Here is a 25,513-nt window from a genome sequence, read left to right as displayed (position 1 = left end):
TCGCGAGCGCTCGGCGCATTGAATCCACATAAAGCGAATAGCCATGGCGGACCGGCCGATTCAGAGCCCTTACATGCATTTTTCCCGTGCCCAGTGGGCGGCGCTGCGCAACGCCGTGCCGATGACACTGACGTCCGGCGAAATCGATACGCTGCGCGGGATCAACGAAGCGTTGTCGATGGATGAGGTCGCCGAGATCTATCTGCCCCTGGCCCGGCTTCTCGATCTGTACGTCAGCGCCAACCAGCATCGAAGCACCACGCTGGACCGCTTTCTCGGCAACAACGATCGCCGACCGCCGTTCGTGATCGGCATTGCCGGCAGTGTGGCGGTGGGCAAGAGCACCACGGCCCGCGTGCTGCAGGCCCTGCTCGATCGCTGGCCGACCTCGCGCCGCGTCGCGCTGGTGACCACCGACGGGTTTCTCTACCCGAACGCCACACTGGAAGCGCGTGGCCTGATGGGCCGCAAGGGTTTTCCCGAATCGTTCGACATCAATCGGCTGCTGTCCTTCGTCTCTCAGCTCAAGGCCGGTGTGCCGGCGCTGGAAGTCCCGATCTACTCGCATCTGGTCTATGACGTGCTCGACGATACCCGCCAGGTCGTGGACCAGCCGGACATCCTGATCCTCGAGGGGCTCAACGTCCTGCAGTCCGGCATGGACTATCCCCAGAACGCCGATCATGTGTTCGTCTCGGACTTTCTGGATTTCTCGATCTACGTCGACGCCGAGATCGAACATCTCAATGGCTGGTTTCTCGATCGGTTCATGACGCTGCGCGAAAGCGTGTTCTCGGACCCGAACTCTTATTTCCACAAGTACGCCGGCCTGTCGGACGCCCAGGCTACCGAAACGGCCAACCGTATCTGGCACGACATCAATCGGCGCAATCTGCTGGAAAACATCCTGCCGACACGCGAGCGCGCCAGTCTCATCCTCACCAAGGGCGCGCATCACGCCGTCGAGCAGGTGATGCTCCGCAAATAGCCTCTGCCCTGCCGGCCGGCTGCGCCCCGCCCCGTCAGCGCGACCGCCTGGCGCTGGCCGCGCTTGCCGCCAGAATCAGAACGACACCGCCCAACTGTGCCGGTGTCAGCGTGTCGCCGAACCACCACCAGGCCAGCACGATCCCGACCACCGGCTCCAGCGTGGCAATGACGGCGGCCGCCGGGGCACTGACATGCACGAGCCCGCGCGTGAACAGGACATAGGCCCCCAGCGTGCCAACCAGACTGATACCGGCCACCAGCGCGAACAGCGTCGGCGACCCCGTATAGAGCAACCGGTCCACGGCCTGCCAACTCGTCGGCCAGGCGGCGACGAGCAGCCCGGCGATGATGAACGAGCTGGCCATGACCGCGCCCGGGTCCGCCTCCCGCATCAGCCGCTGACCGAGCACCGGATAGAGCGCATAGCAGGCCCCGGCCGCCAGACCCAGCGCGGCGCCGAACGGTGCCAGCGCCGGCGCCTCACCGATCAGGCCAACGACCAGCGCCACGCCGAGCAGGGCGATCCCCGCCAGCATGAGTTGGCGTATCACGGGCCGTTGGCCCAGTACCAGCCAGCCGAACAACAACACCCAGAGCGGCGCGGTGTACAACAGGCTCACGGCATAACCGACGCCGATACGCTGCACCGCGCCGAAGTAAGCCAGGTTGTAGGCCACCACGCCGAGCAGCGCATGGGCGACGGCAAGCAACGGTCGCACACGCCACATCGCCAAGGCCCGACGCCACCACAGCGGCAACACACAGGCGAGCACGAGCGCACAGACCAGCAGGCGCAGCGCGGCCACGCCCGCACCGCTGAAGCCGGCCGCATTGAGCGCACTGCCCATCGGCCCGAGCAACCCCCACAACACGGCGGCAGCCGCGACCTGCCCCGCGCCGAGGATATTCATCGACCGCTCATTACGTCGCCGACGGCCGGCGGCGACGCCGCCTCGCACCGTGCCAGTGAAAAATTCAACATTCGAGATCGGTACGGCTTTCGAATCAGCGCGTTAGTCTCGCACGCCCGACGTTGCAAGCGGTTGGAAAGCAGCGTCCTCGACATCAACACACATCGCTTTATCGCGCCGAGCCGCAGCCGACACGGCAGGCCGGGGTGAACATTTTGTGACCAACGGCCACTAAGCCAGTCCTAGCAAGCACTGCGGGCGGCTGCGCACAGCGTTATCCACAACAGATGTGAGTTATTCACGAGGCCACACGACGCCCACGGCCTGACATGCACTTGGCGTGTCAGGCCGCGAATACCGCGATACCAACGGGCCCGCCGATACGCAGGATCATCGATCCGGCCGATCACGGCCTTTCGAACGATACGCGTTCGGTCATTTCAAGCGCACCCTCGCCATGGCCCTTCCGCGCCGACAACCGGCGCTGTCGCCGCCGATATCGATGGGCACGACAACCTGGCGTTCGTTCCGATACCACGACACCCCGCGCGACAAGAAGCCGGATCACTGTAGTAATGTCTGTTATCGCAGCGACGGGCGTGGCGGGCAGAGCATCATTGGTACGAGCGATTTCCAGCAACGCCATGCGGTCCCAAAGCCTGCGGCCGGGGGTGGGAAGGTAGTGGAATTGACGAAGAACGCATTACATCTTCGATGCGACCCCCTGTTGCGGTTCGAGCCCCAGATCCAGCGCCGTTATGAAGCCGAACACAGTACGAAGCGGCTGGCGTCGCTGAGGGCCAACATCGTCGTTGGGCTGGTGTTCTACAACATGTATAACCTGACCGCGATCACCCTGATGCCGGACATCCTCTGGCTTTCGGTCTTTCTGCGGCTCGGCCTTGTCACATCGATTTCTGTGTTGATCGCCTGGGTACTGGGCGCCCTGTCGCCGGCCCGTCGGGAACAGCTCGTCCTGTTCGGGGTTATGAACGCCTACCTGATTCCCGCGTTCATGTTCTGGCTCACGCAGGCGCCGCTGGGCAACTACAGCTTCGGTGAACTGCCGCTGCACCTGATGTTCGGCAACATGCTGCTGGCATTGCGATTCCGGTACGCGCTCGTCTTCACCGGGTTCTGTTTCATCACCGCCACTGTCGTTGCGGTGCTCAAATCCGATGTTTCTCCGGCCCTGGAGCTGGCTTTCGTGCTTCAGTCGCTCACGGCCTGCACGTTCGCCATCTATGCGAACTACCAGATCGAGCGACGACGGTGTCTGGACTATCTGAACTCTCTTCAAGCGCGTCTGAATTCGGCCGAGGCCCGACGTGCGGAACAACACTATCGCGACCTGTCTCTGACCGATCCGCTGACCGGGCTGATGAACCGCCGCGCGCTCGATCAGCAGATTCAGGCGTTGATTGATGCCTCGACACCGGTGGCCCTCCTCATGATCGATGTCGACTATTTCAAATCGCTCAACGACACCGAGGGCCACACCCGCGGCGATGACATTCTGGCGAGCCTGGCCAATTGCCTGAAAAACGTTGCCTCGCGTTTTCAGGAGACGCACGCCGGCCACGTGTCGTGCGCGCGTTTCGGTGGCGAGGAATTCGTGGTGATGGCCGATATCGAGCGTCTCGATTCAGCTCGCCTGGCGCGCGACATCGTCAATGCGATACGCGCCGCTGCCATTCCGCACCCGGCCCGGCCCGATGCGCTCAATATCCTCACCGTGAGCATCGGCGTCGCCTGTATGACGCCGCAGCTCACGATGCAGCCCATCGATCTGCTCGTTTCCGCCGACACGGCGCTCTACGAAGCGAAACGCCTCGGCCGCGATCGTATCGTCTCAGCCGATACGGCGGACGCCTTGGAAAGCGCAGCCTGATACGGGACTGGCTACACCCTGCGGCGAGGCCGGTAATCCATCACGGCGTCGCCAGGATCACCACCGGCTGGCCGGCACTCACGGCCCCGCCCTCGCCGATCGGCAGACGGCTCACGCGTCCGGCACGCCGGGCCCGGATTTCGACCTCCATCTTCATCGATTCGACCTTGGCCACGAGCTGGTCCGCAGCCACGTCATCGTCTTGCGCGACTTCGAGTTTCCACAGACTGCCCGAAACCGGCGAGTCGATGCCGTATTCGTCGTCGGCCAGCTCGGCGACCTCGGACGTCTCGGGCAGATGATCCTCGAACGTGAACTGCCCGTTGGCGCGCCAGGCGGCCATTTCCGCCTCGAAAGCGGCCTGTCGCTGCTCGCGGAAGGCATCGATCGAGTCCTGCCTGTCGGCCAGCCAGCGGTCGTGCTCGGCCAGGGAGAACGTGGTCTTTTCGACCTTCAGATCGAACCGGCCGTGCAGGAATTCCGAGCGGATATCCATCAACTCATCGTGGCTGACTTCATAAAACCGTAGCTGGTCGAAGAAGCGCAGCAGCCACGGCCGGTCGAAGAATTCGGTTTCGCGGTAGCGGTTCCAGACCTGTAGCGTGCGCCCGACGAACTGGTAACCGCCCGGCCCTTCCATACCGTAGACACACAGATACGCCCCACCGATGCCCACCGAGTTTTCGGCGGTCCAGGTGCGTGCCGGATTGTACTTGGTGGTGACCAGGCGCTGGCGCGGGTCGAGCGGCGTGGCCACGGGCGCACCGAGATATACATCGCCGAGCCCCATGACGAGATAACGCGCGTTGAAGACTACGTCGCGAATATCCTCGTGGCTGTCCAGACCGTTGATGCGCTTGATGAAATCCAGGTTGCTCGGGCACCAGGGGGCATCCGGCCGGACGCTGCGCTGGTATTTGTCGATGGCTTCCTGACAGGCCGGATCGTCCCAGGACAGCGGCAGATGCACGATGCGCGATTCGATTTCCAGATCCTCGATATCGCGCAGCTCGGCCTCCGCCGGGGCGAGATGAGCCATCAGCGCATCGAGCGACAGGCGGCGCGGGTCGTAATGAATCTGCAGCGAGCGGATACCCGGCGTGAGTTCCTGCATGCCGTCGATGGGACGCTCGCGCAGCCATAGCATCCAGGCATGGGCCCGGAAACGCAGCTTGATGGCCAGTTCCATCTCGCCGAATTCGAGGAGCAGGAAATCGTCTCCGGCACGCCGATAGACCAGTCGTTCACCGGCGGCTTCGGCGTCGCGTGCCCGAACCACCGGGCTGCCGCGTTCGACGGACAGCGCCGGCGAGGTCGGCGCCGAAAGCGATGCGAGTGCCGCATCCTGGGCCTGCTCGAGCCCACGCGCCGTCTCGATGCTGATCGGCACGAAACGTACCGTGTCGCCGGCCCCGAGCTGACCGAGCTTCCAGCGCTCGGCACGGGCCGTGGTCGCCGGACAGACGAAACCGCCGAGCGACGGGCCGTCCGGACCGAGGATGACGGGCATGTCACCCGTGAAATCGATGGTCCCGAACGCGTAGGCGTTGTCGTGGATATTCGATGGGTGCAGGCCGGCCTCGCCGCCGTCCTCGCGCGCCCATTCGGGTCGCGGGCCCTTCAGGCGGATGCCGGTACGGTTGGAGTGGAAATGGACTTCCCAATCGTGGCCGAAGATCGTCTCGATATCGTCTTCGGTGAAGAAATCCGGTGCGCCGTGCGGCCCGTAGACCACGCCGATTTCCCAGTGCCGACCGTTCTCCCCGGCCTGGCCGAATCTCGGCACGAGGTCCCGGGCCAGTGCGGTGCCCCCGCCCGCCGGGCACTCGGGCAGCGCCAGCACGTCGCCGGCCCGCAGCGCGCGGCCGGCATGGCCGCCGAACTGACCGAGCGTGAAGGTCGCGCGTGAGCCGAGATAGGTCGGGCAATCGATACCACCGGCCGCCAGCAGATAGGCCCGCACCCCGCCGACGACCTTGTCGCACTTGAGCACGGCCCCGGCCGCCACGTCGACAACCTGCCATGACTCGATCGGTGCCTCGTCGAGTGTGGCCTGAATGGCCGCTCCGGCCAGCACGATGCGCGTGGCGCGATTGAAGCGCAGCTGCGGGCCGACCAGGGTGATCTCCAGGCCTGCGGCACCCGCATCGTTGCCGAGCAGCCGATTGCCCAGCCGGAACGACCAGTCGTCGAATGGCCCGGACGGCGGCACGCCGACATCCCAGGCGCCGGTCCGACCCGGCCAGTCCTGGATCGTGGTCATCGTGCCGGCATCCAGCACGTCCACGGTCGGCGGCGCCCACTCGAGATCGGCCAGCCAGCGGGTATGGAAATCCGCAGTCGTGAATCTCGAATCGGCCAACACATGCGCGAGCCAGCTCAGATTGGTTTCGATGCCGTAGATGCGGCTGTCGGCCAGCACCTCGCCCAGACCCGCAATCGCCGCGGCTCGATCGGCGCGATGCACGATCAGCTTGGCCAGCATCGGATCGAACAACGGCGAGACCTCGAAGCCGGCCTCGATCGCGTGATCGATCCGGACGCCGGGGCCGTCGGGGAACACGACCTCGGTGAGCAACCCCGCGCTCGGCCGATAATCCTGGTGCGGATCCTCGGCATAGAGCCGGGCCTGGATGGCATGTCCGCACGGCGTCAGCGCCGCCGCCCGGGCAGCGAGATCATCCAGCCCGCCGGCCCCGAGTTCGATCATCCAGGCCACGATGTCCACGCCCCAGACACACTCGGTCACACCGTGCTCGACCTGGAGGCGGGTATTGACCTCGAGAAAATAGAAGGCCTCTCGGTCTGCGTCGTAGATGAACTCGACGGTGCCGGCGCTACGATAATCGATCGACTCGCCCAGGGTCACGGCCGTGGCCAGCAATTCATCGCGCACGGCGACGGGCAGCGCCGGTGCCGGACATTCCTCGACGACCTTCTGGTTACGGCGCTGGCTGGAGCAATCCCGCTCGCCAAGGGCCACGACCCGGCCCTGCCCGTCGCCGAACAACTGGACTTCGAGATGACGTGCCCGCTCGATATAGCGCTCGACGAAGACGCCGGCATCGCCGAAATTGCGCTGGCCCAACCCGCGCACCGAATCAAGGCCATCGGCAACGCTGTCTCTGTCATGGCAGATCTTCATGCCGATGCCGCCGCCCCCGGCCGTGGACTTGAGCATCACCGGATAGCCGATGCGTTCGGCCTCGGCGACGGCTTGTTCGGCCGAATCCAGCAGCGCCGACCCCGGCACCAGCGGCACACCGGCCCGCTCGGCCAACTGTCGGGCTTCGTGCTTGAGGCCGAAGGCCCGGACCTGTGCCGGCGTCGGCCCGAGAAAGACCAGACCGGCCGCCTCGACCGCGCGAATGAAGCCCTCGTTCTCCGACAGAAAGCCATAGCCGGGGTGGATCGCCTCGGCGCCGGTCTGGACCGCGATCGCGAGCAGTTTGTCGATATCCAGATAGGTCTCGCGGGCGCTGCCCTCGCCGAGCGAGTAGGCTTCATCGGCCTGCTGGACGAACAGCGCGTGGCGGTCGGCCTCGGCATAGACCGCGACACTGGCCACCCCGAGTTCGCGACAGGTGCGCTGGATGCGTGTGGCGATGGCGCCGCGGTTGGCGATCAGAATCTTGTTGAGCATGGCGAATCAACCGGTCGGCGGGTCGTCCCGCGGGAATCGGGCCGCGCTGATGACGAGGTCGTCCCCGTCGCGGCCGGACGCGCGATGCGTCAGTCGGACCAGACAAGCACTTCCAGCGGCGTTGGATTGAAGCCGCTGCAGGGATTGTTGAGCTGCGGACAGTTGGAAATGAGCACGACGACGTCCATGGCCGCGGTCATCTCGACGTACTGGCCGGCGCCGGAAATACCGTCGTCGAAGTACAGATCACCCTCGGCGGTCACCGGCACGTTCATGAAGAAATTGATGTTGTGCGCGATATCCCGCTTCTCGATGCCGTATTCGGGATGATTGGCGATCGCCAGCATCCAGTTGTCGCGACACGAGTGCATGTGGCGCTTTTCCAGGTCATAGCGCACGGTGTTGGACTCGCTGGCACAGGCGCCGCCCAGCGTGTCGTGGCGGCCCACGGTGTCGGCGGTGATCGTGAGCATCACGTTGTTGAGATTCGAGCGCAGTTCGCTGCCCGTGGTCAGATACACGTTGCTCTGCTCGCGCAGCGTGTCCATGCAGCTGTAACGCTCGGACGGGTCGGCCAGATTGAAGAACAGCGTGTCGGCGGCCTCGTTGCCCTCGACATCCACGATCCGCAGCGTCTGGCCGGCATAGACCGGGCCGATGTAATGATCGCCGGCATCGATGAACTGCCGGAATAGCGCGTTGTCTTCGCGGCGCTGGCTTGTGATGGTCATGGGGTGGGGTCTCCGAAGAAGTCGTGAAAACGCGGCGTGCGTGCGCTGGCCGGCTCAGGCCACGCCGAGGTGATAAAGGCGGTTATTGGCGAAACCGCGGGCGTTCTCGTCACAGGACTGCCAGCAGGCATCGTGTTCGTCGGGCGGGGTCGTCGTGCCGAGCGCGATATCCACGCCGCGTTTGGGGTAATTGGCGGCCGGGTCCATCGGGTGCGGTGCGGTGTGCAGCATCACCAGCGTGTCCATCTCGAAGCGCAGCGTCACCGACGCACCGGCCTGGCAATGGCCGGAGACGTACTGCATGGCCCCGGTCTCGTCCGTGGCCACCTTGCTGAACAGGTTCAGATTGGCGGCAAGATCGCGCACGCCCAGGCCGTACTTGGCCATTTCGATCAGGAAACTGTCGTGGCCGGTCTGCGTTCGGTCGTTCAGTGCATCCTGGAACGAGACCGGCTGCCACCCCTTGGCCACCATGTGGCCGGCGTGCAGATTCCCGCCGACGCTGTCGTGCCAGCCCAGATCGTCGGCGACGATGGAGGCCAAGATACGACCCATATCGGAGTACAGACAGTGGCCGCGGGTCAGTTTGAAGGTGTGCTGGCACTTGAGCGTGTCCGGCAGATTCAGCCGCTCGCGCGTATTCTCCGGATTGAACAGCAGCACACCCACGTTGGTGTCGGGCTCGCGCGCGGTCAGCGTCATCGTCGTGTGTCGCCGAAGGCGCAGCGACCAGTGCTGCCCGCCGGGCAGGAAAGTGGCGTAGTCGGTTGCTTGCATGACGGACTCCTCGAAGTTCGGGAAGGGGCAGATCAGACGGATGCCGTGCCGCGCGCGGCGGCCGGCGCCGGCTGCGTGCACAACGCGGTGATGACATAAGCCATCAGACCGACGATCGGGCTCAGGAAGGTCGGCAGGCCGTCGAAACCAGCCCCGAAGATATCGTTGGGGATGTACAACAACGTGTTGTCGACACCGAAGGTGGTCGGCGTCAGGACAAAGAAAACGATGCGGGTGGTCATGCCGGCCGCGATGCAGGCCATGGCCGCCGCGGGCGTCGCGCGCGACCAGAACAGCCCCATCGCCAGCGGCACCAGCAGGCTGGCAAAGCCGATGTCGAAGGCCAGCGTGAGCAGAATGCCGGTCTCCGGTACCCGCAAGGCGAAGAACACGGCCAGGCCGGCGATCGGGAACGACATCAGCCGCGTGGTCAGCAGCAGCGAATCCCGGCCATCGTCGGTGCCGGCAGCGCCCTGCCCGCGCTGGCCGAGCAGATTGCGCGCGGCCACCGCCGAGGTTCCCAGGATGGCACCGTCGGCCGTCGACAGGCCCGCGGCCACGATGCCCGAGAGCACGACCACGGCCAGCCATGCCGGCACGGCGTTCTGTAGCAGTGCATACAGAACCGGGCCTTCGACCGTCACGCCGAGGCCGCCGAGAATCGGCCCGGCGGACAGGGCGATGAACGAGAACGGGACCCCGATCATCAACGTACCGAGACCACCGAGAAAACAGGCCCGCTGGGCTGTCTTCGGGTTCTTGGCCGCAAAGATGCGCTGCATGAAATCGATGGCCACGATGTCGCCGAGACCGAGCGCGGCCAGCGTCGCCCAGTTGATATAGGCCCCGTCGGCCGGATCGGTCAGCTGCCCTGTGGCCAGCGGGCCGCTGCCGGACGGCACGGCAAAGCCGTATTCCAAGGTGATATAGACCACCAGCGCCGCAACGCCCAGAAAGACCAGACTGACCTGTATGACGTCGGTATAGGCCACCGAAAACAGGCCGCCGGCCACGGTGTAGAGCATCACGATGCCGACGATGAGCAATACGCCGACCGTATAGCTCGTCCCGAGAAACTCCTGGAACAGATACCCGCCGGCCACCAGATTGCCGGCCAGCAGAATGGAAAAGCTCAGCACCATGATGATCGAGGCCGCAATCTCGACACCGCGCCCGTAGGTCCGGCGATAGAAATCCGGCAGCGTCGTCAATTGCAGCCGATTCATCGGCTTGGCGAAGAATAGCCCGGTGATGAACAGACAGATCGCCAGCCCGACGGGCAGCGCGGCGCCGGCCCAGAAGCCGAATTGGGAGGCCAGGTCCGTGTTGCCCAGCGTGGCATTGGTATCCACCGCCTGGGCCATGAGCGTGGCCGCCGAGACCGGCAACGCGAGACTGCGTCCGGCCACGATGAAATTCTCGCTGTCGCCCGCGACCTGACGCGATGCATAAAGGCCGATCAGAACGATCAGCACGGTGATAAAGACCACGCCCGCTAGAATCATGTGCTGTCCCCGATTGCCAACGGCTGGCATACCGCCGACGAATTTGAATGCAATTCCAGGGCAAGCATGAAAGATGCCATCGGCACGCACGCCGCCGAGGCGGGCCATCACGCGCGCCCCACAGCAGAAACCTCAAGCGACTCTTTTATAATCGTTTTTGAATAAAACCGAAGGCTGGAAACGAGCATCCATCGGTCGATCGGGCCGGCACGCCTGGGGCCGTCGCATATCTATCGGATCGTCTGGCAACGGCGCACCGCCGACGTGCATGGTGCAGCCCGATTATCATTGCATGCACTTTTATCGAGCCCTCGGGACATCTCACGTCGCTGTCATCCAACATCGCCTTTCATGCCCCGAGACCGACCACGAAGACGGCAGGCACTGCCGGTTTTCATAACCCGGTCCGGCTCCTCGCGCGCCGGCGCACGACCGACAAGCGCCGTACCAAGGCAACGTACGACCCCAGTGCATGCAAAAAACGACTCGATGATCGCTCGGACACCGACCCACAGAGGGTAAAACCGGGTGTCAGGCTCGGGCCTGTTGATGTTTCGTTCGAGCGCCTTTTCGTCGAGACCGCAGCGTGTCCGGCAAGGCGCGAGTTGCCGACCGTGGCGTGCCACGATCCAGACTCGCAACGCCGCCGGGCGGGATTTGTGGCCCAACCCTTCGGGACAAGTGCCCCAAAATCAAAAACACGACGGCAATACAGCGTTCTAGCAGGCTGGCGCAGAATGACACGCTATGCCTGCCACGCCTCGTCTTGCCGCAGAACAGCACTTGGCGCGGACTCGCACGAGATCTCAACAGGCCCTAGCCGGTTTCTCTCATGGCACAGACAGTGCATACACTATGAGACCATTCCGACGATTCGAGCCCGTCGCCATGACGCCGACCGATGCCGCTGCCCGCCCCGGTACCACCGTGGCCGACATGGTGCGCGTACTCTCTGAAGACGTGGTTTCCGGGCGGATTGCGCCCGGGTGTCGACTGACCGCCCAGGCCATTGCGCGGCGGTTCGACGTATCACGTACGCCGGTGCGTGAGGCACTCAGCCAGCTGTGTGCGATGGGCCTGGCCGAACACCGCCCGAATCGGGGCGTGATCGCTGCCGAAATCTCACCCGCCCGGCTGCTCGATATGTTCGAGGCAATGAGCGAGCTGGAGGCGTCGTGCGCGCGGCTGTGCGCCCAACGCATGACGCTGGCCGAGCGCCATCGTCTGAGCGCGATGCACGAATCCTCGCGGGCGCTCACCGGAGACGATCACACCGGCCAGTACACCGAATTCAACGACGACTTCCATTCGGCAATCTACGAAGGCGCCAAGAGTACCCACCTGGCCGAGCTGACAGCGGCAACGCGCGATCGACTCGCCCCGTTTCGTCATACCCAGTTCCTGGCCCGGCATCGACCGGCCGAATCGTTCGCCGAGCACACGACGATCGTCAATGCCATCGCGGCCGGCGATGCCAAGGCCGCAGCCGAAGCGGCCCGACAGCACGTGCTTTCCGTGGCCCATGTTTCCCGGGACTACGTCGCTGCGCACGTCCCGCCCACGACTGACTGAAAGACCCTGCCCATGGATCTGAGCTTCAATGTCCTGCACCGCGCCTATCGCAATGGCGATCTCACACCGGCCGATGTGATCGACCATCTGCTGTCACAGCCCGCCCGGCCGGGTCTCTGGATCACGCGCCTCGACCGGGCCCGGATCCAGCCCTATCTGGACGGCCTTGAAGGGCATTCGCCCGAGACCAGACCGCTGTACGGCCTGCCCTTCGCGATCAAGGACAACATCGATCTGGCCGGCGTGGCGACCACCGCGGGCTGTCCGGATTTCGCCTACACACCGAAAGAAAACGCCTACGTCGTCGAGCGCCTGATCGCAGCCGGCGCCATTCCGCTCGGCAAGACCACGCTCGATCAGTTCGCGACCGGGCTCGTCGGCGAGCGCAGCCCGGCCGCATATGGCGCCCCGGCGAACAGCTTCGATGAACGCTTCATCCCGGGCGGCTCCAGCAGCGGCTCGGCGATCGCGGTGGCGACCGGCCAGGCCAGTTTCTCGTTGGGCACCGACACCGCCGGCTCCGGGCGTGTACCAGCCAGCTTCAACAACCTCATCGGCATCAAACCCACGCGCGGCCTACTGAGCACCCGTGGCGTGGTACCGGCCTGTGCCACGCTCGATACCATCAGCATCTTCGCGCTTGGTGCCGACGACGGCCATGATGTGCTGCAACAGACCGCCCATTACGACGACCGCTGTGCCTGGTCGCGGCCGCATCATTTCGAGGCGGCCGGCCAGCGATACGGTCGCCCGGCGCCGACGTTCGATTTCGGCGTCCCGCCGGCCGACCAGTGGGAAACCGATGGCCCGCACACCGCGGCCATGCATACGGCCATGGCGACGTTGCAGCGACTCGGCGGACGCGCGCGCGAGATCGATGCGACGCCGCTGCTCGAGGCCGCCCGGCTGCTATACGAAGGCCCCTGGGTCACCGAACGATATCTCGCGATCCGGGACTTGATCGACAACGCGCCGGCATCGCTGCTGGATGTCACGCATCGCATCATAGCCGGCGGCGCCAAGCCCTCTGCCACGGATGCGTTCTCGGCCCGTTACCGACTGGCCGAACTCAAACGCGCGGCCGACGAGGCGCTCACCGGCATGGCCTTCATGCTTACACCGACCGTTGTGCGCCACCCGACCCGGGGTGAGGTCGCCGTGGACCCGATCGGCGTGAACTCACAGCTCGGGCGCTGGACCAATTTCATGAACCTGCTCGACTACAGCGCCATCGCGGTGCCGGCCAGCCTGATCGATGACATGCCCCAGGGCGTCACGCTGTTCAGCCGTGCTTTCGATGATTTGTCGTTACTCGGCCATGCACGACAGCTGGAAACCCACCTGGCCCTGCCGCTCGGTGCCACTGGACGCGCCCGGGCGGCGGCGGTTGAAAAGCCGCCACAGGCCGACGGTACGGTCGATCTGGTCGTCTGCGGCGCGCATCTGGAAGGCTGCGCGCTGAACGGCCAGCTCACCGAACGCGGGGGCCGGCTGATCGAGCGCACCCAAAGCGCGGCGACTTATCGGCTTTTCGTGCTGCCGGGTACGCCGCGGCGACCGGCCATGGTGGGCGATGCCAGCCACGGCTGCGCGATCGAGGTCGAAATCTGGCGCCTGCCGAGCGCCTTTCTCGGCAGCCTGCTGACCCGCATCGGCGCTCCGCTGGGGCTGGGGCGCGTCACGCTGGCCGACGGGCGCGAGCGCTGTGGTTTCATTGCCGCCGCCGGCACCTTGCCGGCACCGGAGACTCTCACCGACATCTCTAATTACGGTGGCTGGCGCGGCTGGATCGCGGCCGGCGCCCCGGACTGAGCCGGCACGAAACCATTGGCCCGGCGGTATGACTCGGTCTTTTCAATCGGCCGGCATCGCCCACACGGCTTGCGGCACCGGCCAAAGCCCCGGGTCACGGATACCACCGACCCGGCGTTCGAGTCCTACCGGCCGATCGCCCGGCTCGAAAGCGATCAAGAAGCGCATGCCGCGAGAGATTACATCTCTCTGAGCGTGCACTGGCGCCCTCTCAGCGCGTGTGACGGTGCAGGATTGCCACGCCGATGGCTGAGAGCAGCGCGCCGGTCGCAGCAACGGCAACCACGAGACCCAGCGGCCGCGGCGTACCGTCAGCCAGCAGCCCCACGAGCGCCGAGCCGGCCACGCCGCTGCCGTATTGCGTGGCCCCGACCAGCGCCGAGACCGCGCCCGCGCGATGTGGAAAATCCTCCAGCGCGCCGGCGATGGCATTGGCGACAATGAAGCCGGTCATCGACACGAAAACGAACAACGGCAGCGCCAATCCCCAGAGACCGCCCCATCCCGTCGTGGCTGCCACGGCTGTCGCACAGGCCGCCGCCGCGCTCACCACGGTTCCGCCAAGCAGCATCCGATTGACGCCGACGCGCGGCACGAGCTGTGCGTTGACCATGTTGGTGACCATGATCCCCACCACCCCGGCCGCGAACAGAAAACCGTAGAGATTGGACGGCACGCCGTAGTAGTCGATGTAGGCGAAGGGGCTCCCGGCGATATAGGCGAACATGCCGCCATAGAAGAAGCCGCCGACGCCGATATACCCCAGCAGGCGTCGATGCCGGATCAGCTCACCATAGCGTCGGAACGCACGCACCAACGCTTCGTCGTTGCGGCGCGCCACCGGCAATGTCTCCGGCAACAGCCATAACAGCGCGAGTGCGAGCCCGCCTACGATCACCAGCGTCCAGAAGATGAAGCGCCAGCCCGCGAGCACCGCGATCTCGCCGCCCACCAGTGGCCCGAGCAGGGGCGCGATCGCCATCACTGTCATCAGGGTGGACATCATGCGGGCGGCCTGTTCGCCCTGGTACAGATCGCGCACCATGGCCCGTGACAGCGCCACGCTCGCACAGGCACCGATCGCCTGGACGAACCGCCAACCGATGAGCGCGGCCCCGCTATCGGCCAGCGCACAGCCGGCCGAGCCCGCGATGAACAACACCAGTCCGACGGCCACCGGCAATCGACGGCCGAAGCGATCGCTGACCGGTCCCCAGACAAGCTGCGTCAGGCTGAACCCGATCAGATACCCGGAGACCGTCAACTCGATGGTGCCGGTTGCCGTGCCCAGCGCATCCGCCATGGCCGGCATCGCCGGCAGGTAGAGATCCGTCGAGATCGAGGCGAAGGCCATCAACAGACTCAGGATCGCCAGAACACGCCAGTTGCCTGCGGCGGACACGGTCTCGACGGCTGTCGAGGATGTCCGGGATGGGTTCGTACTCATGCGCCTACTCCCGATTCCTGGCTCGGCCGTGGTCAAAACCCGGCACCGAGCAAGACCGGGGCCAGCGATGTCGTGACCACCCTCGATCGAGGGCACCGATCCATCGAATCTGCATCGACATCGCCCGGACAGGCATGGGCCACCGACCCCGGCCTGCGACGATGCCCGATCAACACCGACGTCGCCGGAACGGCGCATACGCCGAAGCGCGGATCGTGGATAAAAAAAAGGCTCTCCGAAAATCGGAGAGCCTTTTTTGCATGGTGCGCCCGGGAAGATTCGAACTCCCGACCTTGCGGTTCGTAGCCGCACGCTCTATCCAACTGAGCTACGGGCGCTTAACTCTTTGTCTGATTGTTTGGCGGAGAGGGAGGGATTCGAACCCTCGAAGAGGCTACAAACCCCTTACTCCCTTAGCAGGGGAGCGCCTTCGACCACTCGGCCACCTCTCCAATCCGATAACAATCGGTTGTCTGATTCAACGCGAGAGGCCAGATCCAGTCCCTTGCGTCGAGAATCGAACAGATCGACTTTCGAATCGGCGGGGCTTGAAGTGCTTCCGCGATCAATCAAGAGCGCGAATAATAGCCCTTCCCCCCGGGTGGGTAAAGCCTTTTTCGGTATTTTTTTCAGGGCCATCCAACATGGCCTGTCATGACGCCGATCAGCCGCGGGAACCGCACCCCGGATACTTCCCGCGCACCGGCCGAACACAACCGATGCGCGATGCACCTGCCGTGCCACGCCGGAGGCGCGGCACCATCACGGCCTTACTGTTCGGCCTTGGGTGTGAGCTCCGATTCGACCTTCTTGGGTTCTTCGTCGAGATCGAACTCGTCGTGCAAGGCACGCACCGCCAGCTCCAGATACTTGTTCTCGACCACGATCGAGATCTTGATCTCGGTCGTCGAGATCATCCGGATATTGATGTTCTCTTCGGCCAGTACCTTGAACATGCGGGCCGCCACGTTGGCGTGCGAGCGCATGCCGACCCCCACCAGCGAGACCTTGCAGACATCCGGCGTGCCGGCGATCTCGCGGGCCCCGATCTCCGGGGCGGCCTTTTCGAGCAGCGCGCGCGCCGTGTCATAGTCGCGCTTGTGCACCGTAAAGGTGAAGTCGGTCAGCGTGTAGTCGCTCGATGAATCGCCCGAGACGTTCTGCAGGATCATGTCGACTTCGATGTTGGCTTCGCCGATCGGGCCGAGCACGGCATAGGCAATGCCGGGCCGGTCGGGGACGCCGAGCACGGTGAGCTGCGACTCGTCCTTGGTGAAGGCGATGCCGGAGATGATCGGTTCTTCCACGTATTCCTCCAGTGTGATCAACGTGCCCGGGCCCTCGTCGAAGGTGGAGAGCACACGCAGCGGCACGCCGTATTTGCCGGCGAACTCGACCGCACGGATCTGCAGCACTTTCGAGCCGAGACTGGCCATCTCGAGCATTTCTTCAAAGGTGATCTTGTCGAGCCGGCGTGCATCGGGCACCACGCGCGGATCGGTCGTGTAGACGCCGTCGACGTCGGTATAGATCTGGCATTCATCGGCCCCGAGAGCGGCCGCCAGCGCCACCGCGGTGGTGTCCGAGCCGCCGCGGCCGAGCGTGGAGATCGAGCCGTCGCCGGTGATCCCCTGGAAACCGGCGACCACAGCGACGTTGCCATCGTCGAGCGCGGCCTTGAGATTCTCGGACTTGATCTCCTCGATCCGGGCGCGCGAATGGAAATCGTCCGAGACGATCGGCACCTGCCAGCCGGTGAACGAACGCGCGTTGACGTCGATGTGCTGAAGAGCCATCGACAACAGCGCGATGGTGACCTGCTCGCCGGTCGACAACAGCACGTCCATCTCGCGCGGCACGGGCCGGCCGGACAACTCCCCGGCCAGTTCGGTCAGACGATCGGTCTCCCCGCCCATGGCCGAAACGACGACGACGACCTGGTCGCCGGCATCGCGATAGCCTTTGATCTTCTCGGCGATGGCCTTGATCTTGTCGGTCGTGCCGACCGAGGAACCGCCGTACTTCTGAACAATCAATGCCATGGAGTCGTCTTTCCCTGTCCGGGGCGGCGCGTGGCCGCCCGTATGTCAATACTGATCGTGTCGTCGCCCGCTGTCCGGCACTCTGTTACGAGAGGCGTTCGCGCACCCAGTCCGCCACGCTGTCCAGTGCGGCATCGAGATGCGCCGGTTCACTGCCGCCGGCCTGGGCCATATCCGGTCGGCCGCCGCCCTTGCCGCCGACCTGACCGGCGACGTGGTTGACGAGCTCACCCGCCGGCACGTGCGTCTTGACTTCGTCGGCAACCCCAGCGATCAGGGCGATCTTGCCGTCGGCCGCCGCACCGAGTACGACGATGGCGTTATCGAGCTTGTTCTTGAGCGCATCGACGGTATCGCGCAATGTCTTGCGATCGGCCCCGTCCATACGTTGGACCACGAGGTTGGCCCTGCCGATCGCGACCGCCTGACCGGCGAGATCGGCGCCCTGGCTGGCCGCGAGTTTCTGATTGGCCGCTTCGAGCTGTTTCTCGAGACCGCTCACCCGCTCGAGCATGCGATCGAGCTTGTCCTCGAGCTCGCTTGGAGCGGCCTTGAGCTGTGTGGCGACCCGCGCCTGTCGATCGATGATCTGCTGGATCCAGCTCAGGGCATGGCTGCCCGAGACCGCCTCCAGACGCCGATTGCCGGCCGAGACGCCACGCTCTTCGGTGATCTTGACGAAGCCCAGCGCCCCGGTGGACGGCGCATGCGTGCCACCACAGAGCTCGACCGAATAATCGCCGAAGCGCACCACACGGACCACAGACCCGTATTTCTCGCCGAAGAAGGCTGTCGCACCTTCGGCCACGGCATCATCATAGCTGCGCTCGTAGATACGGCCTTCGATGTTCTCGCGAATCTTGTCGTTGACCTGGGCCTCGATGGTCGCCAGCTGTTCCGGCGTCACGGACTCGAAGTGCGAGAAATCGAAACGCAGCCGGTCGGGCGCAACCATCGAACCTTTCTGCTGGACATGCGAACCAAGCGTGTCACGCAGCGCGGCATGCAACAGATGGGTGGCGGTGTGGTTGAGTTCGATATCGTGGCGACGCCGCTCATCGACCGTGGCCGTTACTGCGAGCCCGGCACGGGCCTCGCCCTCGACGACCCGGCCGAAGTGCAGAAACACGCCGCTCTGCTTCTGCGTGTCGGTCACTTCAAAGACGAAGCCGTCACCGCGGATCGACCCGGTGTCGCCGAGCTGGCCGCCGGATTCACCGTAGAACGGTGTTCGGTCGAGCACGACAACCCCTTCGGCGTCGGCGGCCAGTGAGGCGGCCGGCGCGCCTTCCACGAGGACGCTCACCACCGCAGCTTTGGCCGACAGTTCGCTATAACCGAGAAATTCAGTGGCCTCGCCGACATCATCTAGCCGTGCGTGATAATCGGCACCGAACTGGCTGGCCGCTCGCGCACGTTCGCGCTGGGCGCTCATCTCCCGCTCGAAACCGGCCTCGTCCAGCGTGAGACCGCGCTCGCGGGCCACGTCGTTGGTCAGGTCGACCGGAAAACCATAAGTGTCATAGAGCTTGAAGACCGTCTCGCCGGCGATTTCGGTGCCAGCGAGCGCCGCAATCGACTCCTCGAGAATCTTCATGCCGGACGACAGGGTCTCGGCGAACCGCTGCTCTTCCTGGGCCACGACGCGTTCGATCTGTTCACGCGCACCGGCCAGTTCCGGATAAGCCTCGCCCATGAGTGTATCGAGCGGGGCGACGAGCTTGTAGAAGAAGGTCCCGGTGGCGCCGAGCTTGTAACCATGACGGATCGCGCGTCGCATGATGCGACGCAGCACATAGCCGCGCCCCTCGTTGGACGGCATCACGCCGTCGGCGATCAGAAACGCCGTGGCCCGGATATGATCGGCCACGACCTTCAGCGACGGCAGCTGCGCCTCGCTCGGCTCGCCCTCGATGCCCACGGCCTCGGCGGCGGCCGCCATCAGCGTCTGGAAGACATCGATGCCGTAGTTGTCGTGCGTGCCCTGCAGAACTGCGGCGATACGCTCCAGGCCCATGCCCGTATCGATCGACGGTTTGGGCAGATCAACCATCGTCCCGTCGGGCTGGCGATCGTACTGCATGAACACGAGGTTCCAGATCTCGACGAAGCGATCGCCGTCTTCCTCCGGCGTGCCGGGCGGCCCGCCCCACACGTGATCACCGTGATCGTAGAAGATTTCCGAGCAGGGACCGCAGGGGCCGGTGTCGCCCATCTGCCAGAAGTTGTCCTTGGCGCCGATGCGGGCCAGGCGCGCTTCCGGGATGCCGATCTCGTCTTTCCAGATCGCCTCGGCTTCTGCGTCGTCCTCGTAGACCGTGACCCAGAGTCGGTCGACCGGCAGACCCAGTTCGCCGGTCAGAAAGCCCCAGGCGAAATGGATCGCCTCGCGCTTGAAGTAATCGCCGAACGAGAAATTGCCGAGCATCTCGAAAAACGTGTGATGCCGGGCCGTGTAGCCGACGTTCTCGAGATCGTTGTGCTTGCCGCCGGCGCGCACGCAGCGCTGGGCTGAGACGGCGCGGGAGTAGTCGCGCGGGTCCCGACCAAGGAAGACATCCTTGAACGGCACCATGCCGGCGTTGGTGAACAGCAGCGTCGGATCGGACGCGGGCACGAGACTCGAGGACGCCACGAACCGATGCTCATTGGCCTTGAAATACTCGATGAAACGCGAACGCAGCGCGTTGGTCGACATCATGGAAGTCTACTCCCCGGACACCTCGCCAAAATAGCCGCCAAGTCTAGCAGACGCCCGATACCCGGCGCCGCTGCTAGGGCCTGTCGTCACGAGCGACGGAAAGACCGATCGCCAGCGGGATCACGCTGATTTCGGCAGTGACGCTTGTAGCGGGCGCCAATGTGCCGGTGGCGATCGATCATGCCACCGGCCCGACGGCGCGCGCTCCGTTCAGTCGTTATCGAACACGTGGGCGATCTGGTCGCTATCGAACCCGCGGCGCTGCAGGAAACGCATCTGCTTGGCCCGGGTCGGGAAGTCGGCCGGCATGTCCGGACCGAAACGTTTTTCGCGTGCGGCGGCGGCACTGGCCGCCCAGTCGAATTCGACATTCTCGAGCGCGATATCGGCGGCGGCGTCATTCACGCCCGCCTGACGCAGCTCGGCCCGGATACGCATCGGCCCGATGCCGCGACGGGCCTTGGACAGAACGCTGGCCTCGGCGAACCGAGCATCCGAAAGCAGGCCGTCGTCGACCAGCGCATCCAGCACAGCGGCGATATCGTCGACATGATGCTCGTGACGGCTCAGCTTGTGCTGCAGCTCGGCACGGGCATGTTCACGCCGAGCCAGCAGATCCATCGCACGCTTGCGAATGGCCAACCGCTCGGCCTCTCGGGCCGCTTGGTCGTCGCTGTCGTACGCGTCTTGCCTCATCGTCAGTCGCGGCCACGCTCAAGGCGCGGCCGCCGGAATCCAACCTACTTCTTGGCCTGCTTGCCGCCGCCCTGGGATTCGGACAGCAGATCGGCCTCGGCGCCATCGGCTGCGACCTCGGCGGTTTCCTCGCTCTTCTTCTTTTTTTCCGGCAGCAGCTTGGCTCGTAGCGCCGCCTCGATGTTCTGCGCGATCTCGGGGTTTTCCTTGAGAAATTTGCGGGCGTTGTCCTTGCCCTGGCCGATACGGTCGCCGTTGTAGGAATACCAGGAACCGGCTTTTTCCACGAGATTGTTGGCCACGCCCAGATCGATCATCTCGCCCTCGCGCGAGCTGCCCTCGCCGTAGAGAATCTCGAACTCGGCCTTGCGGAACGGCGGCGCCATCTTGTTCTTGACGACCTTGACGCGGGTCTCGTTGCCGATGACCTCGTCGCCTTTCTTGACCGAGCCGATACGTCGAATGTCCAGGCGCACCGAGGAATAGAACTTCAGTGCGTTGCCGCCGGTGGTGGTCTCGGGCGAACCGAACATCACGCCGATCTTCATGCGGATCTGGTTGATGAACATCACCGTGGTGCCGGTACGCTTGATGTTGGCCGTCAGCTTGCGCAGCGCCTGGCTCATCAGACGCGCCTGCAGGCCGACGTGCGAATCGCCCATCTCGCCCTCGATCTCGGCCTTGGGCGTGAGTGCGGCCACCGAGTCGACCACCACGATATCCACCGCCGCCGAGCGCACCAGCATATCGGCGATCTCGAGCGCCTGCTCGCCGGTGTCCGGCTGAGAAATCAGCAGATTTTCGATATCCACGCCGAGCGCTTCGGCATAGGTCGGGTCCAGGGCATGCTCGGCGTCGATGAAGGCCGCGGTGCCGCCGGCCTTCTGGGTCTCGGCGATGGCCTGGAGAGTAAGCGTGGTCTTGCCCGACGACTCGGGCCCGTAGATCTCGACCACGCGGCCGCGAGGATAACCGCCGATGCCCAACGCGATATCGAGCGTGAGCGAGCCGCTGGAGATCGAGGCGACGTTGGAATTGTCCACGTCGCCCATGCGCATCACCGAGCCCTTGCCGAACTGGCGCTCGATCTGGGACAGCGCGGCGGCCAGTGCCTTCTTACGGTCTTCGTCCATGATTCTCTCGTTCCCGTCGGGCGCGCCGACGCGCGCGTGGTCTCTTATGACGATTCGTCTATGTCGGGCATTATTTCATATATCGGCCGGGCTATCGGCCGAGCGCGGCCCGGGCTGCACCGGCGACGCTCAGCCGCGATCGATGCGCTCGCGCAGCCCGACCAGCGCGGCGAGCACCGAGGCCTGGCGCACTGCGCCTCGATCGCCGTCGAACCGATAGGCCACGACGTCGGCCGGTTGCGATGCCGCCTGCCAGCCGATGAACACCGTGCCCACGGGTTTTTCCGCGCTGCCGCCGCCGGGTCCGGCGACACCCGACACGGCAATGGCCCAGTCGGAGCCGGTACGCGCCAGCGCGCCGGCCGTCATCGCGGCCACCACTGGCGCGCTGACCGCGCCGTGCTGTTCGAGCAGGGCGACATCCACGCCAAGGTCAGTCGTCTTGGCAGCGTTTGAATAGGTGACATAGCCACGTTCGAACCAGTAGGAGCTGCCGGCGACTTCGGTACAGGCCGAGGCGATCAGCCCGCCCGTGCACGATTCGGCCGTGACCAGCCGCGCGTCGTGCGCGACCAGCAGCGTGGCCAGGTGGTCGATCGTTTCGGCGATCGCGGCCGCGGGATCCGTGACTCCGTCCATGGGCGTGATTATGCCAGCCTCGTCCAGCCGCGCGGCACTGTCCCGACAAATGTCGTGACGTGTCGCTCGAACCCTTACAATCCGCGTTCCTGCGCGGTGTTGTCTCCCGCGTCCGAACCAACAGCCGAACCTGCCGCCATGAGCGAGTCCGTCGACACTTCTCGGCACGCCCAGCATACGCCGATGATCCGCCAGTATCTGGCGATCAAGGACGAATACGCACACATGCTCGTCTTCTATCGCATGGGCGATTTCTACGAGCTTTTCTTCGACGACGCCCGACGCGCCGCGGAGCTGCTGGATATCACGTTGACCGCGCGCGGCGAGTCCGGCGGCGTCTCGATTCCGATGGCCGGCGTGCCCTATCACTCGGCCGAGTCGTATCTGGCGCGCCTGATCGCCCGGGGCGAGTCGGTGGCGATCTGCGAACAGATGGAAGCCCCCGGTTCGACCAAGGGCCCGGTGCGCCGCGAAGTCGTGCGCGTGGTCACGCCCGGCACGGTCACCGACGACGCGTTGCTCGACGCACGTCAGGCCAACCTCATCGTGGCCGTGGCGCCAGCCAAGCGGGCGATCGGCCTGGCCACGCTGGAACTGGCGCGCGGCGATCTGGCGGTCACCGAGGTGGCCGACGAGGCCGCCCTGGCCGCCGAGCTGGCACGCCTGGCCCCGCGCGAGATCGTCGTCGCCGAGGGCAGCGAGCTGGCCTTCGATGTGCCCCGTGCGGCGCGCACCGAACGCCCGCCCTGGGTTTTCGATGCGGTCTCCGCGCGCCGACGCCTGGAACAGTTCTTCGGCGTGGCCCAGCTCGATGGCTTCGGCTGCGGCGACCTGCCGCGGGCAATCGCCGCGGCCGGGGCGTTGATCGACTACGTCGAGGCCACCCAGCACGTGGCCCTGGCGCATATCGCCTCCATGCGCACCTATTCCATTACCGACACGCTGATCCTGGACGCCGCCACGCGACGCAATCTGGAGATCGAGCGCAGCGCGACCGGCGATACGCGTCACAGCCTGATCGGCCTGCTCGACCGCTGCGCGACACCGATGGGCGCCCGCGCGCTGCGACGCTGGGTGGCCGAGCCGACGCGCGACTTCAACACGCTGGCGCATCGACATCAGGCTATCGAGACCTTGATGGGCGGCGCCTGGGAAGGCCTGACGAGCAAATTGCGCAGCATGGTGGATGTCGAGCGCATCGCCACGCGTATCGCACTGGCGACCGCCCGCCCGCGCGATCTGTCCGGGCTGGCCGGCGCGCTCGCCGGGCTGCCGGCGATCAAGGCCGATCTGGCCGTGCTGGACGCGCCCCTGCTCGGCGGCATCGATACCGCGCTCGACCCGGCGACCGATCTGGCCTCGCTGCTCTCGCGAGCGATCGTCGATGCACCGCCTGTCGTGGTGCGCGACGGCGGCGTGATCGCCGACGGCTACGACGAAACGCTCGACGAGCTGCGCGGTCTATCGGCCAACGCCGACGGCTATCTCGCCGAGCTGGAGAAACGCGAACGCGAGCGTACCGGCGTCGAGACCCTGAAGGTTGGCTACAACCGCGTGCACGGCTACTACATCGAAATGGGCCGGGCCCATGCCGAAAAAGCACCGCTGGACTATCAGCGCCGCCAGACGCTCAAGGCCGTGGAACGCTACATCACCCCCGAACTCAAGTCGTTCGAGGACAAGGTGCTTTCCGCGCGCGAGCGGGCACTGGCCCGCGAGAAACAGATCTATGCCGATCTCGTCGCCGAACTGGCCGGGCATCTGTCGCGCCTGCAGTCGATCGCCGACGGCCTGGCCCGGCTCGACGTGCTGTGCGGGCTGGCCCGTTCGGCGCTCGACAATCGCTGGGTGGCGCCCGAGCTGTCGCACACGCCGAGCATCCACATCAGCGGGGGCCGACATCCGGTCGTCGAGCACTTCTCCGATGCCCCGTTTGTGGCCAACGACACCACGCTGGACGACGAAACCCGGCTCTGGCTGATCACCGGCCCGAACATGGGCGGCAAATCGACCTATATGCGCCAGGTCGCCCTGATCGTGCTGATGGCCCACATCGGCTCGTTCGTCCCGGCCGATTCCGCCGTGATCGGTCCGCTGGATCGCGTCTTCACACGCATCGGGGCCGGCGACGACCTCTCGGCCGGCCAGTCGACCTTCATGGTCGAGATGAGCGAAACCGCCCAGATCCTGCATCACGCCACCGATCGCTCGCTGGTGCTACTCGACGAGATCGGCCGCGGCACCTCCACCTACGACGGTCTGGCCCTGGCCCGAGCCGTGGCCGAACGCCTGGCCGAACACAACCAGTCCTATACTCTGTTCGCCACGCATTACTTCGAACTGACCCGGATTGCCGCCGACTGGCCGGCGACCAAGAACGCCCATTTCGAGGTCGCCGATTACGCGACCAACGGCGAACAGAAACTCGTGTTCCTGCACGCGATTCGGCCCGGGCCTGCCTCGCGCAGCTTCGGGCTGCAGGTGGCCGAACTGGCCGGCGTGCCGAAGAAAGTCGTCCGTCGCGCCCAGAAACATCTGTCCGAACTGGAACGCAGCACGCCGGAGACTGCCAGCCCACAACTCGGGCTGTTCGAGGCCCCGGCCCCAAGCGAACCGGAACCGGATGCCCTGCGGGAAGCGCTCGAGACAATCGACTGTGACGAACTGTCGCCACGTGAGGCGCTTGCTCGCCTCTATGAACTCAAGGGCATGCTTTAATCCGGATCCCGGCCACCAGTGCGCCGATACGGCGCCGCCGAACCGGACCTGTCGATGATTTAGCCCCGGGTCGATGTGGCCCGGCCCGCGAACTGAGCGCTGACGACAGGCTGATCGCGCAGGCACGACACGGTCGGTGTGCCGACCGGACGCCATCAGGTACGACATCGGCCGATGTCGCGGGCCGTCAACGGCCCGAGATGCGCATCCCGGCGGCAGCGCGGATGCCCCGTGCCCCGGCGTACATCCAGCTCGCTGAAAACACGCCCGGGCACCTGACCCCGCCGGCCGTTGCGCCTATCTGC

General features: G+C 65.2%; 16 protein-coding genes and 2 tRNA genes. 5 read left to right on the top strand and 13 right to left on the bottom strand.

Annotation, left to right across the window (positions count from 1 at the left end; all coding sequences use genetic code 11):
• Positions 1-37: 37 nt before the first annotated feature.
• Positions 38-988, top strand: coding sequence for a type I pantothenate kinase (gene coaA / locus D3260_RS04980; RefSeq protein WP_120097458.1), 951 nt, complete (start codon positions 38-40; stop codon positions 986-988).
• A 34-nt stretch (positions 989-1,022) separates the two neighbouring features.
• On the opposite strand, the gene D3260_RS04975 is transcribed toward coaA, so the two are convergent.
• Positions 1,023-1,901, bottom strand: coding sequence for a DMT family transporter (locus tag D3260_RS04975; RefSeq protein ID WP_120097457.1), 879 nt, complete (start codon positions 1,899-1,901; stop codon positions 1,023-1,025).
• A 727-nt stretch (positions 1,902-2,628) separates the two neighbouring features.
• On the opposite strand from D3260_RS04975, the gene D3260_RS04970 reads away from it, so the two are divergent.
• Positions 2,629-3,792, top strand: coding sequence for a diguanylate cyclase (locus D3260_RS04970; protein WP_233543964.1), 1,164 nt, complete (start codon positions 2,629-2,631; stop codon positions 3,790-3,792).
• 40 nt (positions 3,793-3,832) lie between these two features.
• On the opposite strand, the gene uca is transcribed toward D3260_RS04970, so the two are convergent.
• The 4 genes from uca to D3260_RS04950 all read right to left on the bottom strand — a co-directional run bounded on the left by uca (position 3,833) and on the right by D3260_RS04950 (position 10,448).
• Complete coding sequence (gene uca, locus D3260_RS04965) at positions 3,833-7,435, bottom strand: urea carboxylase (RefSeq protein WP_120097455.1); 3,603 nt, start codon at positions 7,433-7,435, stop codon at positions 3,833-3,835.
• Between the two features lie 89 nt (positions 7,436-7,524).
• The gene (locus D3260_RS04960; protein ID WP_120097454.1) at positions 7,525-8,166 is read right to left on the bottom strand and encodes an urea amidolyase associated protein UAAP2; all 642 of its coding nucleotides are present in this window, start codon (positions 8,164-8,166) and stop codon (positions 7,525-7,527) included.
• 54 nt (positions 8,167-8,220) lie between these two features.
• Positions 8,221-8,943 (bottom strand): urea amidolyase associated protein UAAP1, encoded by a 723-nt coding sequence (locus tag D3260_RS04955; RefSeq protein ID WP_120097500.1) that lies wholly within the window; start codon positions 8,941-8,943, stop codon positions 8,221-8,223.
• A 32-nt stretch (positions 8,944-8,975) separates the two neighbouring features.
• Positions 8,976-10,448, bottom strand: a complete 1,473-nt coding sequence (locus D3260_RS04950) for a sodium:solute symporter family protein (RefSeq protein ID WP_120097499.1) — start codon at positions 10,446-10,448, stop codon at positions 8,976-8,978.
• An 888-nt stretch (positions 10,449-11,336) separates the two neighbouring features.
• Here D3260_RS04950 and D3260_RS04945 point away from each other — a divergent pair.
• A complete protein-coding gene (locus D3260_RS04945; RefSeq protein WP_120097453.1) occupies positions 11,337-12,020 on the top strand; it encodes a GntR family transcriptional regulator in 684 nt (227 codons plus the stop codon).
• Positions 12,021-12,032: 12 nt separating this feature from the next.
• The gene (gene atzF, locus D3260_RS04940; protein ID WP_120097452.1) at positions 12,033-13,832 is read left to right on the top strand and encodes an allophanate hydrolase; all 1,800 of its coding nucleotides are present in this window, start codon (positions 12,033-12,035) and stop codon (positions 13,830-13,832) included.
• 211 nt (positions 13,833-14,043) lie between these two features.
• Here atzF and D3260_RS04935 read toward each other — a convergent pair whose 3' ends face one another.
• The 8 genes from D3260_RS04935 to D3260_RS04900 form a co-directional block, all read right to left on the bottom strand.
• On the bottom strand, positions 14,044-15,279 hold the full coding sequence (locus D3260_RS04935) for a multidrug effflux MFS transporter (protein WP_120097451.1): 1,236 nt from the start codon (positions 15,277-15,279) through the stop codon (positions 14,044-14,046).
• 261 nt (positions 15,280-15,540) lie between these two features.
• A tRNA-Arg gene (locus D3260_RS04930) sits at positions 15,541-15,617 on the bottom strand.
• A gap of 21 nt (positions 15,618-15,638) precedes the next feature.
• Positions 15,639-15,731: transfer RNA gene (locus D3260_RS04925), tRNA-Ser, on the bottom strand.
• A gap of 318 nt (positions 15,732-16,049) precedes the next feature.
• Positions 16,050-17,321 carry an aspartate kinase gene (locus tag D3260_RS04920; protein ID WP_120097450.1) on the bottom strand — a complete coding sequence of 424 codons (1,272 nt, stop codon included), beginning with the start codon at positions 17,319-17,321 and terminating at the stop codon, positions 16,050-16,052.
• An 85-nt stretch (positions 17,322-17,406) separates the two neighbouring features.
• Complete coding sequence (alaS, locus tag D3260_RS04915) at positions 17,407-20,022, bottom strand: alanine--tRNA ligase (RefSeq protein ID WP_233543963.1); 2,616 nt, start codon at positions 20,020-20,022, stop codon at positions 17,407-17,409.
• A gap of 210 nt (positions 20,023-20,232) precedes the next feature.
• Entirely contained in the window at positions 20,233-20,718 is a 486-nt protein-coding gene (locus tag D3260_RS04910; protein WP_120097449.1) for a regulatory protein RecX, read from the bottom strand.
• Between the two features lie 44 nt (positions 20,719-20,762).
• Positions 20,763-21,851: a recombinase RecA gene (gene recA / locus D3260_RS04905; protein ID WP_120097448.1), complete on the bottom strand. Its 1,089-nt coding sequence runs from the start codon at positions 21,849-21,851 to the stop codon at positions 20,763-20,765.
• A 129-nt stretch (positions 21,852-21,980) separates the two neighbouring features.
• Positions 21,981-22,490, bottom strand: coding sequence for a CinA family protein (locus D3260_RS04900; protein ID WP_120097447.1), 510 nt, complete (start codon positions 22,488-22,490; stop codon positions 21,981-21,983).
• A 138-nt stretch (positions 22,491-22,628) separates the two neighbouring features.
• On the opposite strand from D3260_RS04900, the gene mutS reads away from it, so the two are divergent.
• Positions 22,629-25,208, top strand: a complete 2,580-nt coding sequence (mutS, locus tag D3260_RS04895) for a DNA mismatch repair protein MutS (RefSeq protein ID WP_120097446.1) — start codon at positions 22,629-22,631, stop codon at positions 25,206-25,208.
• The last annotated feature ends 305 nt before the right edge of the window (positions 25,209-25,513 follow it).

Origin of the sequence: Salinisphaera sp. Q1T1-3, assembly GCF_003602005.1 — a bacterium.
Classification (GTDB): domain Bacteria; phylum Pseudomonadota; class Gammaproteobacteria; order Nevskiales; family Salinisphaeraceae; genus Salinisphaera.
Note: the sequence above shows the minus strand (reverse complement) of the source record. Positions and strands in the feature narration are given on the sequence as shown.